Origin of the sequence: uncultured Campylobacter sp. (assembly GCF_937980635.1) — a bacterium.
GTDB lineage: Bacteria > Campylobacterota > Campylobacteria > Campylobacterales > Campylobacteraceae > Campylobacter_B.
Genome location: NZ_CALJPG010000025.1, coordinates 17,651 through 34,236 on the forward strand (window position 1 = coordinate 17,651; position 16,586 = coordinate 34,236).

The 16,586-nt window shown below is 47.2% G+C and carries 11 protein-coding genes; 4 read left to right on the forward strand and 7 right to left on the reverse strand.

Going from position 1 to position 16,586, the window contains the following annotated elements:
• On the forward strand, positions 1–1,887 hold the full coding sequence (gene dnaK, locus Q0460_RS07935) for a molecular chaperone DnaK (protein ID WP_291937735.1): 1,887 nt from the start codon (positions 1–3) through the stop codon (positions 1,885–1,887).
• A gap of 515 nt (positions 1,888–2,402) precedes the next feature.
• Here the strand turns inward: dnaK and tupA are convergent.
• Positions 2,403–3,221 (reverse strand): tungstate ABC transporter substrate-binding protein TupA, encoded by an 819-nt coding sequence (gene tupA, locus Q0460_RS07940; RefSeq protein WP_298962224.1) that lies wholly within the window; start codon positions 3,219–3,221, stop codon positions 2,403–2,405.
• A gap of 70 nt (positions 3,222–3,291) precedes the next feature.
• Between tupA and tupB the strand changes: the two genes are divergently transcribed.
• Complete coding sequence (gene tupB / locus Q0460_RS07945) at positions 3,292–3,984, forward strand: tungstate ABC transporter permease TupB (RefSeq protein WP_299086246.1); 693 nt, start codon at positions 3,292–3,294, stop codon at positions 3,982–3,984.
• Positions 3,981–5,225 (forward strand): tungstate ABC transporter ATP-binding protein TupC, encoded by a 1,245-nt coding sequence (gene tupC / locus Q0460_RS07950; protein WP_299086247.1) that lies wholly within the window; start codon positions 3,981–3,983, stop codon positions 5,223–5,225. The genes tupB and tupC overlap by 4 nt, the downstream gene beginning before the upstream one ends.
• A gap of 401 nt (positions 5,226–5,626) precedes the next feature.
• Here the strand turns inward: tupC and Q0460_RS07955 are convergent, their stop codons facing one another.
• The 6 genes from Q0460_RS07955 to Q0460_RS07980 all read right to left on the reverse strand — a co-directional run bounded on the left by Q0460_RS07955 (position 5,627) and on the right by Q0460_RS07980 (position 13,268).
• Positions 5,627–6,952, reverse strand: a complete 1,326-nt coding sequence (locus Q0460_RS07955) for an aminotransferase class V-fold PLP-dependent enzyme (protein ID WP_299086248.1) — start codon at positions 6,950–6,952, stop codon at positions 5,627–5,629.
• Between the two features lie 155 nt (positions 6,953–7,107).
• Positions 7,108–8,568 carry an ankyrin repeat domain-containing protein gene (locus tag Q0460_RS07960; protein WP_299086249.1) on the reverse strand — a complete coding sequence of 487 codons (1,461 nt, stop codon included), beginning with the start codon at positions 8,566–8,568 and terminating at the stop codon, positions 7,108–7,110.
• Positions 8,569–8,960: 392 nt separating this feature from the next.
• The gene (locus Q0460_RS07965) at positions 8,961–9,149 is read right to left on the reverse strand and encodes a sodium-dependent tyrosine transporter (RefSeq protein ID WP_177388229.1); all 189 of its coding nucleotides are present in this window, start codon (positions 9,147–9,149) and stop codon (positions 8,961–8,963) included.
• A 16-nt stretch (positions 9,150–9,165) separates the two neighbouring features.
• Positions 9,166–9,957: a LysR family transcriptional regulator gene (locus tag Q0460_RS07970; RefSeq protein ID WP_299086250.1), complete on the reverse strand. Its 792-nt coding sequence runs from the start codon at positions 9,955–9,957 to the stop codon at positions 9,166–9,168.
• Between the two features lie 9 nt (positions 9,958–9,966).
• The gene (gene fdhD, locus Q0460_RS07975) at positions 9,967–10,749 is read right to left on the reverse strand and encodes a formate dehydrogenase accessory sulfurtransferase FdhD (protein ID WP_299086251.1); all 783 of its coding nucleotides are present in this window, start codon (positions 10,747–10,749) and stop codon (positions 9,967–9,969) included.
• A gap of 266 nt (positions 10,750–11,015) precedes the next feature.
• Positions 11,016–13,268, reverse strand: a complete 2,253-nt coding sequence (locus Q0460_RS07980; protein ID WP_299086252.1) for a molybdopterin-dependent oxidoreductase — start codon at positions 13,266–13,268, stop codon at positions 11,016–11,018.
• 533 nt (positions 13,269–13,801) lie between these two features.
• On the opposite strand from Q0460_RS07980, the gene napA reads away from it, so the two are divergent.
• Complete coding sequence (gene napA, locus Q0460_RS07985; protein ID WP_299086253.1) at positions 13,802–16,585, forward strand: nitrate reductase catalytic subunit NapA; 2,784 nt, start codon at positions 13,802–13,804, stop codon at positions 16,583–16,585.
• The last annotated feature ends 1 nt before the right edge of the window (position 16,586 follow it).

Genomic DNA, 16,586 nt, shown 5'->3' on the forward strand with positions numbered 1-16,586 from the left:
ATGGCAAAAGTCATAGGCATTGACCTAGGAACAACAAACTCGTGCGTAAGCATATTTGAGCGCGGCGAGAGCAAGATCATACCGAACAAAGAGGGCAAAAACACCACTCCGTCGGTAGTCGCTTTCACCGACAAAGGCGAGGTTTTAGTAGGCGACAGCGCCAAGCGCCAAGCAGTAACTAACCCGGAAAAGACGATCTACTCGATCAAGCGAATCATGGGTCTTATGATGAATGAGAAAAACGCGCAGGAAGCCAAAAAGCGCCTACCGTATAAGATCATCGACCGAAATGGCGCGTGCGCGGTAGAGATCGCGGGCAAGGTTTATACACCGCAAGAAATTTCAGCCAAGGTGCTAATCAAGCTAAAAGAGGATGCTGAGGCGTTTTTGGGCGAGCCCGTCGTAGATGCGGTCATAACCGTGCCTGCGTATTTCAACGACAGCCAAAGAAAGGCAACAAAAGAAGCAGGAACGATCGCAGGCCTAAACGTGCTTCGTATCATCAACGAGCCGACCGCAGCAGCGCTTGCGTATGGGCTGGATAAAAAAGAATCTGAAAAGATCGTCGTTTACGATCTAGGCGGTGGTACATTCGACGTAACCGTGCTAGAAACCGGCGATAGCGTCGTAGAAGTTTTAGCTACCGGCGGTAATGCGTTTTTGGGCGGAGACGATTTCGATAACAAACTGATCGACTTTTTAACCTCGGAATTTCAATCTGAAACAGGCATCGACTTGCGCGGCGACGTCATGGCTATGCAGCGCCTAAAAGAGGCTGCGGAAAACGCTAAAAAAGAGCTAAGCAGCGCGATGGAAACGACGGTAAATTTACCTTTCATCACCGCAGACGCTACGGGTCCTAAACACCTGATGAAAACTATCACTAGAGCTAAATTTGAAAGCATGATCGATTCTTTGGTAGATGAGACCATAAGTACGCTTAAAAAGGTCGTAAGCGATGCAGGTCTTAGCATGAACGACATCAAAGAAGTCGTCATGGTTGGCGGCTCGACGCGCGTGCCACTCGTGCAAGAGGAGGTCAAAAAGGCTTTCGGCAAGGAGCTAAATAAGAGCGTAAACCCTGATGAAGTCGTAGCAATCGGCGCAGCGATCCAAGGCGCGGTCATCAAAGGCGACGTAAAAGACGTGCTGCTACTCGACGTCACTCCGCTAAGCCTCGGCATCGAAACCCTGGGTGGCGTTATGACCAAGATAATAGAGAAGGGAACTACGATACCTACGAAAAAATCTCAAACCTTCTCGACTGCAGAGGATAATCAAAGCGCCGTTACGATCAACGTCTTGCAGGGCGAGCGCGAGTTCGCAAAGGACAACAAATCGCTAGGAAATTTCAATCTTGAAGGCATCATGCCAGCTCCTCGCGGCGTGCCGCAGATCGAGGTGGAATTTAATATCGACGCGAACGGAATTTTAACCGTTTCAGCAAAAGACAAGGCTACCGGCAAGGCAACTGACATCCGCATCACCGGCTCAAGCGGCTTAAGCGATGCCGAGATAGATAAGATGGTAAAAGATGCCGAGCTTCACAAAGAGGAAGACAACAAGCGCAAAGAAACCGTCGAGGCGCGCAACCAAGCCGATAGCATCGCACATCAAACCGAAAAGAGCCTAAGCGAGATGGGCGAGAAGGTGCCGGGCGATCTACGCGCTAAGATCGAGGGCGCGCTAAATGATCTAAAAGCCGTGCTAAAGGATGAAAACGCGAGCAAGGAAGCGATAAACTCTAAAGTAGAAGCCCTAAGCAAGGTCGCCGAGGATCTATACAAGGCTGCCAGCGCAAATCAAGGTGCGCAAGGCGGATCGCAAAGCTCCGGCTCAAACGGCGGCAAAAAAGACGACGACGTCATCGACGCCGAAGTCGAATAGTTCGCTCACACGCAAAGTGAAATTTATAGCCGCGCGCTCGGTAGTTTTGCTAGAGCTTGAAAGGCAATTTTACTAGCGCGTGACAAAGCAAGCTTTGCAAACCGCGCATAAAATTTCATAGCTTCACACGCTCGGGCATTTTTCATACGCCCGAGCTTAACCGCAACTTCAAAATTTAATTCCTAACAAACTAAAATTTGAGTCACATATAAATACTACTAAATTTTGCGCTGTATAAATATCGTTAGACATTAGAGCATATCCGAACGCGATCGAAATTTCTCCGCACCGATCTCAAATATAGCTGAAATTTTAAGCCTATTGCCTACAAACGAAACTGCGATAAATTTAAATGTATGGCGAGAAAGTAAAAAATGTATCGTAAAAAAACGCCCGCTAAATTTTAGAGGCAAAAGAGCTAAATTTAAAGGCGCGCAGATTGATTTATGAAAAAGCGAAAGCCCAAAGGCGACGCTTTGCCTTTGGGCTTTAAATTTAGCTTTATTTAGCTAGAACTAATTCTTGCGAGTATTCGCATCAGGGGTGAAAAGCGGCTTATTTAGCAGCTTGAAATCGCCTACGAACTTCTGCCCCTTCTCGCTAGTGATCCATTTTATGAAGCGCTGCGCGTTTTCGTAGTCGGCTTTTGGGCAGTGCTTCGGATTGACCGCGATTACGGAGTAAAAATTCTTCAGATCGTTATCGCCTTCGTTGATGATAACCATATCCGGATTTCCCTTTTTATTGTCCTCGTATTTGATGTAGGTGCCGCGATCGGTGAAGGTAACGCCCTTTTGCTCGGCGGCTGCGTTGATCGTAGCGATCATACCTTGACCGGTTTGGTTATACCACGCCTCGTTTTCAGGCACGGCGCCATCGACCTTTTTCCAAATACCTTTCTCTTTGTTATCGGTGCCAGATTTATCGCCGCGAGAGAAAAATTTAATCTTCTCCGCCTTGATCAGCTCAAACGAGCCCTTAAGGTCTTTGCCTTTAAATTTAGGCGCGATGGATTTATCGGCAATGAGGATAAAATCGTTATACATAACGGGCGTGCGATCAACGCCGAAGCCTTTTTCTACAAATTCTTTCTCGACCTTCGGCGAATGCACGAAAAGTATGTCCGCATCGCAGTTCTCGCCAAGCTTTAGAGCAGCGCCCGTGCCTACCGCCGTCCATTTGACATCTACGCCGGTTTCCGCCTTATACGCAGGATAGATCGCGTCTAGCAAGCCCGTATTATCGGTGCTCGTTGTGGTTGCCATTACCAAATCGTTATCGGCGGCAAAAAGGCTCGCACTAAGAGCGAGCGAAACAAAAAATATTTTTTTCATGTTATCTCCTTTAAAAAATATGCTATTATAGCATATAAATTTGCCAGAATAGAACATTTAGGACACAATCTTGGACTTTATTTTAGAAGGAATTTTAAGCGCATTCGGACTGCTTCTTAGCGGCGACGCGGAGACATTTTCAGCGATTAAGGCGACGCTTTATACTTCAAGTATCTCGATATTTTTCGCTATTGTAATCGGCTTTCCGATAGGATTTATCCTCGGATTTTACGAATTTCGCGCTCGCAGAACGCTTAGACTTTTAAGCGACGTAGCGCTTGCGATGCCCACGGTAGCGATAGGACTGATCCTTTACGCTTTCATCTCCAGAAACGGCCCTTTGGGCGAGTTGGGGCTGCTTTTTACGCTCAAAGCCGTGATGCTCGGGCAGTTTGTGCTGGCGCTCCCCATCATCGTCTCGCTAAGCGCCAGCGTCATCGAAAATATGGATAAAAAACACTATCTAAACATTATGAACTACCGCCTAAGCCCGCTAAATTTAATCCTTTGCGTGCTTTACGAGCTGCGTTATGCCCTGCTGGTCGTCATCGCCACCGCTTACGGGCGGATCGTCGCCGAGGTAGGCGTAGCGATGATGATCGGCGGCAATATCAAATATTTCACCCGCACGATCACCACGGCGATCTCGCTTGAGACCAACAAGGGCGAGTTTGCGATGGGTATAGCGCTCGCGCTCGTGCTGATTTTAATAGCGTTTGCGGTAAATTTAGCCATTCACGCGTTAAAAAGGCTAGATCGATGAATGCAGATAAGCAAACGCGCCCGAGCGAGAATTTCGCGGACAAAAACCGGGCGGAGCGAGAGCGCGAAAATTTTATGAGCGAAAATTTCAAGAGCACAAATTCTACAGGTGAGAATTCTGCGAGTAAAAATTTCACTGCGGGAAATTCTACGAGTAAAAATTCTCCGACCGAGAATTCCGTTAGCGCAAATTCTGCGGGCGAAAATTCTACGAATGAAAATTTCGTGAATGAGAAATTTACGGATAAGAATTCCGCCGCCGCGCGATCTGTACCCCATAGCGAGCTGATCTCGGTGCGGGATCTGGTGCTGCGCTACGAACGGAGCGAAATTCTAAATATCCCCAGCCTCGATCTAAATACGAGCGGCATCACGGCGCTTTTGGGTTCCAACGGCAGCGGCAAATCCACGCTACTGCGGATTTTGGCCTTTTTGCAGCGCCCGAGTAGCGGCAGCGTGGAGCTTTGGGGGCAGCAGACGCCCTCTTTGCAGACGCTGCGGCAGATCTGCCTGCTGCTGCCCGAGCCCGTGCTTTTAAAACGCAGCGTGGAGCAAAATTTTAAATTTGCGCTCAAAAGTCGCGGCGCGCTTGCGGAATTTGACGAGCGAGTGGATGAGGCGCTCGGCCTAACGGGGCTTGATAGAAGTTTTTTATCAAAGAAGCATTTTGAGCTTAGCTCGGGGCAGACGCAGCGCATCGCGTTTGCGCTCGCTCTAGCGCAACGTGCGAAGCTCTATCTGCTCGACGAGCCGACCAACAGCCTCGATCTTGCCGCCTCCAAGCTCTTTGCGCGCGCGATTTTATTTATGCGAAGCCGCTACGGCTGCGGCTTTATCATCGCCAGCCACGATGAGAAATGGCTCAGCGCGATCGCGCAAAGAAGTGTATTTCTGCATCGCGGCAAGATATGCGAGTTTGAATACAAAAACATCTTTGACGTGCAAAACGGAGCTTTAAAATTTTCGGATGAAATTTCGCTGCGCCTTGAAGAGGGGTTCGCACGCGCCCGTAAAATCGCGATAAATCCGAGTAAAATTTTATTGTCCAAAAGCCCGTTTGAGCGCTGCTTCGCGGGGATTTTACACTCGGTTTCGCTTCAGTACGGCTCCTCGCTACTCATCAAGATCAAGGCGGGCGACGTGCTGCTAAAATGCGTCACGGCGCAGGATGAGCGGAGCTGGAGCGCGGGCGAGAGGATCTATTTCGGATTTGAAGACGGTGCGTTTTTGGGGCTGGAGTAATTCTGCGCGAAGTGCGGATAAGCTTAATTTTGCTTTTAGAATTTTATTCGCGCGGTACTAATATTATTTCTGCCTCAAATTTTTACTGCGAACCATCTATCGCGGCGTACCCTGCGAAACAGAGCATAAAAATTTGCGCCTTGAAATTTTGAAATTTACAGGCAGGGCTTTACCTGGCGGCGCAGTGTGAAATTTTAAAATTCTAAATTTTAATTCCGCAGGGCGTGCCGTTTATTTTGTCTGCAGCGCAAAGGCGGAAAGATAGTAAGAATTCAGCGGCGCAAAACCAGCGTAAAATTCCAAGCAGACGGCGCGAAATTCCGATAAATTTTAAAAACGACGCAGAATTTTACAAAATTTTACAAGCTCAAAAAAGCAGCAGAGCTTTAAGCTCACGCCGCTTAAATTTTACCGCCGAACATCTCATACATCGCCTTTTCCTCGCCCCAAAGATCGCGGTGCTTTTTGATGCAGGATTTTATCGCGCCAACTAGATATAGCACGTCTTGCTCGGTGTGCGTGTAGTGCAGGCTCACGCGCACGAAGCCGGGCTTGCTCTCGGGCATGCGCCCCTCCTTGATACCCAGCAGATCGTGAGCGTACGGCCCCGCGCACATCACGCCCGCGCGCGTCTGGATACCAAAGTCATTGCTAAGGCTCGCGGCGAAATCATACGCCGAGACGCCGCGCACGTTAAAGGAAATTATCGGCAGCCGCGGCGCGCCTTTTGGAGCGTAGTTTATGACCTCGTCTATGCTTGCTAACTCGCTCTCAAAAAGCCGCGCTAGCTCATCCTCGGCGCTTTTTATTTGCTCGAAGCCCACCTCGTTTCGCAACGCGTAGGCTAAATTTGCCCGCATGAGCCCGATTATGGGCGGCGTACCGCCCTCCTCTAGCTGCTCGGGATTTTTCAAAAACACGTGCCCTTCGCGGCTAGCGTAGGCGACCGTTCCGCCCGCGGCAAAGGTCGGCACATCGCTGTTAAGTAGCTCCTTTTTGATCGCTAAAAGCCCGCAACTTGCGACTCCGCCGAGTAACTTATGCGGCGAGAGGAAAATCGCGTCGAAATGATCGCAGTCTAAATTTGCGTGCGAGCTCAGCGCCGCGCAGTCAAAGGCTACGATCCCGCTCGCCGCTCTGATTAACTCGCTGATTTTTTTGTAGTCGCTGACGACGCCCGTTACGTTTGAGGCGGCGCTAAACGAGCCGATGATGCGGCGTCCCGCATTTAGCTTCAGTATGCGCTCGAGTGCTAGCAGATCGATCTCGCCGGATTCGCTTAGAGGCACGCGCAGGTAGTCGCAAAGCCCTTCTCGAAAGCTAAGCTCGTTTGAGTGGTGTTCATAGGGCGAAACGAGCACGAGCGGAAGCTGCGCGGCGCGTAAATTTGCCTCGCCGATCGCGCTTCTGGTCGCAGGCGGCAGGTAGATGCCGAGCAGCTCTTGAAATTTCTTGATCGCAGCCGTCGCGCCCTGTCCGCAAGCGATGAGACAAAACCGCTCGTCAAGCCCCAGTAGCTTTTTTAGACTCTCTCGCGCGCCCTCGTAGCGACGCTGTGTGATGATGGCGCTTGAGCTACTGTCGGAGTGGGTGTTGGCGTAGGTTTTGAGTACCTCCGCTATCTCGCACTCTACGGGCTCATAAGCAAGCCCCGAAGCGGTGTAGTCAAAATAGCGCACGCCTTGTTTTAAGATGATATTTTTTCGAATTTCGTCTAAGCTTAGCATTCGCGGCCTTTAAAATTTAAGTGATTAATTATAGTGAAATTTGGATTAATTTAAGGCTTTGCAGCCTAGCGGGGAAAATTTTAATAAAAATTTAGAAAAGCTTTGCCTACTATATCGCTTAAGTTCTTATGCTATATAGTTTTACTCCTTCAAATTTATTGATTACTATCTAGTTTTTTAGCTGCTTCTTGTCTTAGAATTTCGGCATAATCTTTTATATCTATTTTCTCGCCGTTATGTAGAATTTTCACTTTCGCTTTCTCTAGCATTTCCTCAAAATTTAAATATTTAAAAAATGTCTCAATATCGAATGCCTCAGTACTATTTTTATCTTTGAGACTGCTTTTTTGTAAAATCTCTTCATCGCTCAGCCCATTGCCGCAAAGAGCTTTATATCTATCTATTTTCATATTATAGAAATTTAATATTTTAATATCCGGTTCTAGCTTAGTACATTTTTTATCATTTGGCATATAGCCGAAAAATTTTATAAAATCTTTTTCTTTCCAGTATCTATCGGTTCCTTTTTCCCTCTCTTCGTTATGTTTTACCGACCATCTGCCTCGAAGGGCCCAATCGTATGATTCTAAAATCTTCTCTCCATAGCAATAATCATTCATATGATTTATGTAAGATATTTTCTTTTTTATGGCCCCGAGTAAAGAATTTAAACATTGTTCCTGAACCATTATAAATTCTTCTTGCGTTGGTATACCCGCAATATTGTATTTGACTAATAAATCTAGCATCGGCTTATAATATAGCAAGTCCACTAGCTCTGTATAAACAGAATGCTGGAACGATATATCTTTAGCCATCTTATAGTTTATATAATAAGTATGTATATATTTTGGATCAGGTTTCATCCCTTGTTTAAAAGCTATTTCTGCAATCTCCGTCAAACCATTACTTATGGCATAATAAAGGATACTATCTACGTCACCCTTTGGACCGTCTCTTCTCACGATGCAATCTGCAAAATTATGAGTTTTATGTATCCCATTTTCATCTACTATTATATTTAGCTTTATAATTTTATAGATAGGGCAGTCCAGATACCATTGTATAGCCTTCACCTCCTCAAATTTAACGCCGTTATCCAAAAGTAGTCTTACTGCTTTGGTAGCATTGTTTTCTATCGCATAAGCCATAGCGGATAGCTTGTATTCGTCTTTTTTATGTATATCCGCACCTAGCTTTATAAGCTCTTGAGTGGTATTTGTATCATTCCAAAAGCTAGAATACATCACAGGTGTCACCCCTCCGTGCATAGTATGCTCGACGGACAGATTGTTATCTTTCATAAATTTTAAAATTTTATCCGTTTGCTTGCTTTTTAAAAGCCTTTTTAGCTCTACGTTGATGGCGGGTTCTTTAAATACGTTTTTTGGATTTGAATTGTAATCTATATCCCAGTAGCGAAATGCGAAGCTATCGACCTCTTCTTGAGTTACGTATTTGCTAAGACTGGGCACTTTGGAGACATTAGTATCTGAAGTAACGGTGAAATGGGTTTGTTTGCGTTCTGTAAGACCTGATCTTTCAGCTAATAGATACAGCGCACATACGACTACAGCGCAGACGGCGTAGATAAACCGAAGTTTGAAGCTTTTCAAAATTTCCCCTTAGAATTTTGCTCGCGACTATACCCAATGAGCGCTTAATAAAATATAAATACTATATAGGCACGATAAGCAAAACTGAGCAAAAAATGCCGTTGGCAGGGTTTAAATGATGAAATCTTTCGAATAAATTTGACGAACGAATGTCGTCATAGACCTTATTTGCGTAGCTATATCCTCTATTCACACACTACGCTAGGCTCTATATCCGAGGCTCGTTCGCCGTAAATTTTACCGCAACATCTTTGCGCAAGCTCTTCTTGAAAGCGCAAACCCGAAAATCATTATCGTGCTAATGAACGGCAAGCCGCTGCATATCACAAAGAGCCGCTATTTTGCGGATTCGTCTGCAAGCTGCTCGCGCGGCTATGAAGTGCGCTTTGCGGCTATTTGCCGATAAAATTTTTCTGCAGCCACTCCATCGCTTTTTCTTCGCTTTCAAATCTGCCGCTTTTGGCGACTTGAAACTGCCCCTCATAGAAGCGAATTCTAATACCGTCCTGGACGCTATCTACCTTGATGCGCGTGATCCTGTCTTTGTTTAGATAGGTTCGTTCGTTTAGCTTTACAAACATCGTTTCTCCTTTAAATTTAATGGTTTTTATCTTCCGCTTTACTAGCGTCCTTCTCGCCCTCTTTTTTCAAAAAAAGCTCCTTAAAGCGCTCGTTTGCGTAATTTTCTATATCGCTTTGCAGCTGCTTATACGCAGCGATCAGCTCATAGGCGCGCTCATTTAGCGTCGTGCCCGCGGCATTGCCGCCGCCTTGCTTGGTGCTAAAGAGTTCCTCTTGAAGATTTTTTTGTAAAATTTGCAGATGGCTCCAGCACTTTTTATAGTTCATCCCCAAAACCTCGGCGGCTTTAGAGATGGAGCCCGTCTGGGCGATCACGTCCAGCACTTCGGTTTTGCCCTTGCCGAAAATGAGCTCGCCCTGCGCATTTTCGATCCAAGTTTTTGTTTTTACCCTCATTCTTTTGCCTTTCTTCTCCTTAAAGCAGCCCAGCTGACAATATTTCACGTCTATGGCGTGCTCCTTAAGCGTAGAGCGCACGGTATCAAACCCAACTCCGCTGCTAGCTACGGCGCGGGCGTCGCGGCAAAAAATCCGCCTTTTCTCATCCAAAAGCGGATCTAGCTTTTTCAGCGCCTTTATACTGCCTCCGCTACATTGCAGCTTACCGAACTGTCCGAGTTCACAGCGATCTATCCGTATTCCTTCGCGTGCCGCGAGATCTCCTACTACGCTCGCGTCCACGCCTAATTTGGCGGCGATCTTAAACGCCGCGCCACAATCGAGCTTGCCGCTTGGATTTAGTAAATTTAAAATCAGCCTTTTGATCTCGCTTGTTTTTTTATCGTCTATCTTGATATCTATCTCCATGCCGCCCTCTTAACTCAAAATTCTCTCTTCGCCGCTATAGACGTTTAAATTTTCGCCGCGCGCGAAGCCGCAAAGGGTAAGATCAAATTTGCGCGCAATCACGACGCCGAGACTCGTAGGAGCCGTACGCGAAACAAGCGCGCTAACGCCGCTCATCACGGCTTTGGCGACCATTTCGGAACTTAGCCTGCCGCTTACCAAAAGAAGCGAGCCCTGCGTATCGTGCCCCGCCAAGACCGCCTTGCCGACCGATTTATCGATGGTATTGTGCTGGGCGATATCCTCGCCGATAAAATACTCGCCGCTCGCGGTAAAGAGCTTTGCGGTGTGCACGCAGCCCGTCATCTCGTAAAGCTCGCACTGCGTGTAAAACTCGCTCATCAAATTTAAAATTTCATTCTTATGAAATTTAGCGTCCGAGCGGACTTTGCGCGCCGCCATCGCTGCAGGATCGATATTTGCAGTGGAGCTGCGCCCGCAGCCGCTGATGATGACCTTTTCGGCATCGAAGCTATTTAGCCGCTTTTCGTTTATCTTGCCGCAGACATTCACGCTAAGTCCGTCGGGCGCGAGCTCGATGCTTTTTATGCCGCTTGCGTCCGAAATCAAATTTTCGCTCAGCAAATATCCTACCGCGAGCGCCTTTAAATCGCTCGGAGTCGCCATCAGCGCGCCGAAACGCTTGCCGTTTAGTAAAATTTCAAGCTTGATCTCGCGAACCAAGATATCGCTTACGATCCTTCTTTCATCCCCTTTAAATTTAACTATCTCCGCCCTATAAATCGGCTCCATAGACCTTCCTTATTTTAATTTCGCCCGTATCGTAGTGAAATTTTGCTTAAATAGCCTTAATTCGCCGAAGTAAAGTCGAAGCGGCGTGCGTAAATTTAAATCGCTCGTAGTTTTATATTTAAAAAATCGCGTGGAAAATCCACGAGCAGCTCGCACCGTGAGCACAAGCGACCATGAAACGCCCGCAAAGATAAAATTTCATCAAATTTTGCCGCAGCCGCGATTAAATTTCATCTTTACAAAGCGGGCGGAGTTTACCGCCCAAACTACCTATGCACCGGCGATAGATAAGGTTTCTCGGAGTGCATCGACATCTCATTTTGTCTTCTAAACTCGATAAACTCGCTCTCGCTAAGCTTTCTGATATTTGCGATCGTCATCTTTAGCGGCGGGATACCCGATAGCGGATCTAGATCGCCCGCATGCACGAGCTCGTTGCCGTCGGCCTCGCTGTAATGGAAGGTCGTAAATATCGTGCCCTCTTTCAGATCCGGATTTATGCGAAGCTTCGCGGCGATCTGACCGCGCTTATTTTTAACAAGCGCGTAGCAGCCTTCGGTAAGCTCGCGTTCGCGTGCGATGTCGGGGCTCACCTCGATGAGCGCGCCTTCTGCGCCCGCACCGTACTCTAGCGCGCGACACTCTCTCGTCATCGTGCCCGTATGGTAGTGATAAACCTTGCGCCCAGTCGTAAATAAGCACGGATAAATTTCATCCGGAATCTCGCTAAGCGCGCCACTTCCCACCGGATAATCATCAGGGATTTTCATCTTGGCTCTAAAATCCGCCTCAGCTTTAGCGCGCCCCTCTTTATCATCCACGTAAAGCACCGGCACCATTCTAAATTTACCATCAGGCAGCATCGATTTATGATCTGCGTAAAGAACCGGTGTGCCCGGATGATCTTCGTCCGGGCATGGCCAGCTTATGCCGCCTAGCTTATCTAGTCTATAGTAGCTAATACCGCCGAAAAATTTAGGCATTAATGCACGCACTTCGTTCCAAATTTCTTCCGCACTTAAAAAATCAAACCCTTCAAGTCCCATTCTTTGCGCGATATTGCAAACTACCTTCCAATCAGGCTCTACGCCAGGGGCCGGCTCGCTTGCCTTGCGCGTGCGCTGGACGCGACGGGAAGTGTTTAAAAAGGTGCCATCCTTCTCGCCCCAGCCGGCAGCAGGTAGTACGACGTCGGCCTTCTGTGCGCTCTCGGTAAAGAAAAGATCCTGCACGATAAAGCAATCCAAATGGTGCGTTGCATGCACAAAGTGTTCCGTCCAAGGATCGCTCATTACGGGATTTTCACCGTAAACGTAGAGTAGCTTCAGCTCGCCGCTATCCATCTTATCGGGTGCGACCGTAAGCTTAAAGCCGGGGGTCGGATTTAGCTCGAAGTGCCATACTCTGCGCGCCTGCTCCTGAGCGTAAGCGGAATTTACCGCACCTGCAGGGATGACGTTAGGTAGCGCGCCCATATCGCATGCGCCCTGGACGTTGTTTTGACCGCGCAAAGGATTTACGCCTGCGCCTCGTTTGCCTAAATTCCCCGTCAAAATAGCTAAATTTGAAAGCGAAAAGACGTTTGAGGTGCCGTCGCTAAACTGTGTGATACCCATCGTGTAGCAGATCGCCGCTGCGCCTGCTTTAGCATACATTCTAGCAGCTTCGATTACGAGCTCTTTTTTCACGCCCGTCTCGCGCTCAAATCGCTCAGGCGTAAAGTCCTTAACCGCCTCTTTTAAATACTCGTAGCCGTGAGCGTAGTTTTTGATAAACTCGTCATCTTGCAAATTTTCGGCAATGATAACATTCATAATGGTATTTAGCGTCTTAATGTTCGCGCCCACTGGGATTTGCAGATAGATATCGGCTTTTTTCGCCATATCTGTGCGCTTTGGATCTACGACGATCATCTTGGCGCCGCGCTGCAAGCCTCGCTGCATCTGCATAGCGATGATCGGGTGACACTCGCTCGTGTTGGTGCCGATGAGTAAAAATACGTCCGTATCGGTAGCGAATTCTACCAAATCGTTCGTCATCGTTCCGTTTCCTAGCGTGTTGGCAAGACCTGCCACTGTAGGAGCGTGTCAAAGACGGGCGCAGTGATCGACGTTATTGCTACCCTGAGCGCGGAAAAATTTCTGAAAAACGTAGTTGTCTTCGTTATTTGAGCGCGCCGAGCTAAAACCCATTATTGAGCTTGGGCCATATTTAGCGACGGTCTCTTTAAATTTAGACGCTACAAAATCGTAAGCCTCTTCAAAGCTTACCTCCTCAAGCTTGCCGCTTCTATCAAATACTCCGTTTTTCTTACGGATCATAGGTTTGGCAAGGCGTTTTGGAGAGTTTACGAACTCCCAGCCGAACATCCCTTTTAAGCATAGCTCGCCGTCATTTACGTGATGGGCCTGCGTAGGGCGCGCGTTTACGATCCTGCCGTCTTTTACGATAAGATCAATACCACAGCCGGTGCCGCAGTAAGGACAAGTCGTTTTGACAATCTTTTCTCTGGACTGCATAATATTCCTTTCAAGAATTTTGGTTTGCACGGCTATTATACTTTCTAGATTATAAAAGAATTTTTAAATTAGTGAATTTTTTTAAGCAAAATTTAAGCAATATGCAAATATCGCATATTAAATTGAATAGTTAAATTTTACGCTTTTACTTCGGTAATGGCGGCGTTTTAGCGTAAAATTTATCGCTTATCGCAAAAGACGCTTTTTAAGCTAACTTTTATAATTTTAATAGAATTTTGAAATTATATTACGCTCCGTTTTATTTCAAAGCGCGATTAAATTTTTATGAAATTTTAATGCTAATTTATCGGTATATTATATTAATTTAATTAAATGAAAATCTATATTAAAATTTATCAAAAACTCGCTGTCCTGATAAAATTTAAGCCACTAAATTTAAAATTTATAAAATTATTATCTTATATCTGAAATCTATGTAGAAAAAACCTTGATTTTAATCTAGACTAAGCTGTTTTTTTATGCTATTATTCAAAATCTTAGTAGAAATTAATTCTAAACGAAAGGTTAATCTCATGGATAGACGAGACTTTATAAAAAGCTCTGCAGCAGCGGCTGCCTGTAGCGTTGCAGGTATTAGCTTGCCTAGCAGTCTTAGTGCTGCGGACGAAGCCGAAAAAGGCTGGCGCTGGGACAAGGCGGCCTGTCGCTTCTGCGGCACCGGTTGTGGCATCATGGTAGCCACCAAAGACGGCAAGATCGTAGCGGTCAAAGGCGATCCGCTAGCGCCCGTAAATCGCGGTCTAAACTGCATCAAAGGCTATTTCAACGCCAAGATCATGTACGGCGCCGATCGCATCACCAAGCCTCTTTTGCGCGTAAATTCCAAGGGCGAATTCGACAAAAAGGGAAAATTTATCGAGATCAGCTGGCAAAGAGCGTTCGACGAAATGGAGAAGCATTTCAGGCGCGCCTATAACGAAGGCGGCCCCGAGGGCTTTGCCGTGCTGGGTAGTGGTCAATACACGATCCCTGAGGGCTATGCCGCAGCAAAGCTAGTAAAGGCGGGCTTTCGCTCCAATAATCTCGATCCCAACGCTCGCCAGTGCATGGCCAGCGCCGTCGTAGGCTTTATGCAAACCTTTGGCATTGACGAGCCTGCGGGCGTTTTCGACGATATCGAACTAACTGATACCATCATCGCCTGGGGCGCGAATATGGCTGAGATGCACCCAATCCTTTGGTCTCGCGTCTCCGACCACAAGCTTCGCAACCCGGACCGCGTAAAAGTTATAAATCTCTCGACCTACTCTAGCCGCACCTCAAACATCGCCGATATCGAAATTATATTCCGTCCGAATACTGATTTAGCGATATGGAACTACATAGCAAGAGAGATCGTCTACAACCACCCGGATATGATAGATGAGAAATTTATTAAAGAGCACTGCGTATTCGCTACCGGTCCAGTAGATATCGGCTACGGCTTGCGAGAAGATATAAATCATAAAAAATACCGCAAAACCGAGCTTGACACCGCGGCTAAGCAAAAATCCAAAATTTTAAGCAAACCCGAGGGCGTTACGTTAGCATATCTGGGTATGAAAGAGGGCGACGTACTCGAAAACAAACACTCTGACAAATCGGATGCTCACTGGCTCATAAGCTTCGAAGAATTTAAAAAAGCGCTGGAGCCTTACACGTTAGAATTTGTAGCGCCTTTGGCTAAGGGCGATGAAAGCGAGGATTTAGAAGCATTCAAAACCAAGCTAAAGCAGCTGGCAGATTATTACATCGAAAAGGACCGCAAAGTAGTAAGTTTTTGGACGATGGGCTTTAATCAGCACTCAAGAGGAACTTGGGTCAATGAGCAAAGCTACATGGTGCATTTCCTTCTCGGCAAACAAGCCAAGCCTGGCTGTGGAGCGTTTTCGCTTACCGGTCAGCCTAGCGCTTGCGGCACGGCTAGAGAGGTGGGCACGTTTTCTCACCGCCTACCTGCCGATATGGTCGTGGCAAATCCGGCACACAGAAAGGTTTCCGAAAAAATTTGGAAGCTTCCCGAGGGTACGATAAATCCAAAACCGGGTGCGCACTACGTGCAGGCTCTGCGCAATCTCGAAGACGGCAAGATAAAATGGCTATGGGTGCAGGTAAATAACCCATGGCAGCAAATCGCCAACGCAAACCACTGGATCGCAGCGGCGCGCGAGATGGATAACTTCATCGTAGTAAGCGATCCGTATCCGGGACTAAGCGCAAAGGTAGCTGATCTAATCCTACCAACCGCGATGATCTACGAAAAATGGGGCGCATACGGCAATGCCGAGCGCAGAACGCAGTGGTGGAGACAGCAGGTACTTCCTGTGGGCGACGCGATGAGCGATACGTGGCAGATGCTAGAGTTTTCCAAGCGCTTCAAACTCAAGGATTTCTGGGGCGAGGTTAAAGTAAATGATAAGCTTACGTTACCAAGTGTCTTAGATAAAATTTCAGAATTCGGCTATACGCCAGAGACTACACTATTTGAAGTGCTCTTTGCAAACAAAGACGCTCAGGCTTTCGCTGCAAAAGATCCAATTATGGCAAGCTTTGATAACTCCGAAGTAAACGGCGACTCACGCGGCGTAATCGGCAGCGACGGTAAAGAATTTAAAGGCTATGGCTTTTTCATCCAAAAATATCTTTGGGAAGAGTACCGAAAATTCGGCACCGGTCACGGACACGATCTAGCCGATTTCGACACCTATCACCGTGTACGCGGTCTTAGATGGCCGGTAGTAGACGGCAAAGAGACACTTTGGCGCTTTAACGCCCAATACGATCCTTATGCCAAAAAAGCGGCTCCTGATAGCGACTTTGCCTTTTATGGCAACGCCAAAGCGGCGCTTCCTAGCGGAGATCTGAAATCCGCTACCTCTGGCGAAGAGAAAACAAGCCTTGCCAATAAAGCTAAAATTTTCTTCCGTCCATATATGGATCCTGTGGAAGTGCCAAGCGAGGAGTATCCTTTCTGGCTATGTACGGGTCGCGTGCTAGAGCACTGGCATACGGGCACTATGACTATGCGCGTACCGGAGCTTTATCGCGCGGTGCCTGAGGCAAGATGCTATATGAACGAGCTAGACGGCGCCAAAATCGGCGTACAACAAAACGAAATCGTCTGGATCGAGTCGCGTCGCGGTAAGGTAAAAGCGCGCGTGGACTTCTACGGACGTAACATTCCGCCGAAAGGGCTTATTTTCGTGCCGTTTTTTGACGAGAAGGTTTATATCAACCGCGTCACGCTCGATCATACCTGTCCGCTTTCAAAAGAGACCGACTACAAAAAATGTGCGGTTAAAATTTACAAGGCGTAAA

Bases quoted from the DNA above. Each gene is read 5' to 3' on its own strand.
- dnaK (WP_291937735.1), top strand. From the start codon at position 1: ATGGCAAAAGTCATAGGCATTGACCTAGGAACAACAAACTCGTGCGTA.
- tupA (WP_298962224.1), bottom strand. From the start codon at position 3,221: ATGAAAAAAATATTTTTTGTTTCGCTCGCTCTTAGTGCGAGCCTTTTT.
- tupC (WP_299086247.1), top strand. From the start codon at position 3,981: ATGAATGCAGATAAGCAAACGCGCCCGAGCGAGAATTTCGCGGACAAA.
- Q0460_RS07955 (WP_299086248.1), bottom strand. From the start codon at position 6,952: ATGCTAAGCTTAGACGAAATTCGAAAAAATATCATCTTAAAACAAGGC.
- Q0460_RS07965 (WP_177388229.1), bottom strand. From the start codon at position 9,149: ATGTTTGTAAAGCTAAACGAACGAACCTATCTAAACAAAGACAGGATC.
- Q0460_RS07970 (WP_299086250.1), bottom strand. From the start codon at position 9,957: ATGGAGATAGATATCAAGATAGACGATAAAAAAACAAGCGAGATCAAA.
- fdhD (WP_299086251.1), bottom strand. From the start codon at position 10,749: ATGGAGCCGATTTATAGGGCGGAGATAGTTAAATTTAAAGGGGATGAA.
- napA (WP_299086253.1), top strand. From the start codon at position 13,802: ATGGATAGACGAGACTTTATAAAAAGCTCTGCAGCAGCGGCTGCCTGT.